The 255-nt window shown below is 56.5% G+C and carries 1 rRNA gene; it reads right to left on the bottom strand.

Annotated features, from left to right (window positions below):
* Window position 1 precedes the first annotated feature (1 nt).
* A 23S ribosomal RNA gene (locus tag ACYOEI_RS41305) occupies window positions 2-255 on the bottom strand; the annotation flags it as partial.

Consider the following 255-nt stretch of genomic DNA (forward strand, 5'->3'; position numbering starts at 1 on the left):
GGAGACAGTGCACCAGTCGTTACGCCATTCATGCAGGTCGGAACTTACCCGACAAGGAACTTCGCTACCTTAGGACCGTCATAGTTACGGCCGCCGTTTATCGGGGCTTCGGTCGGCAGCTTCGCTTGCGCTGACCGCCTTCCTCAACCTACCGACACCGAGCAGGCGTCAGACTCTATACGTCCTCTTGCGAGTTGGCAGAGTCCTGTGTTTTTGATAAACAGTCGCTAGTGCCGATTCTCTGCGGCTCCCCTT

It is taken from the genome of Singulisphaera rosea, from assembly GCF_054877945.1.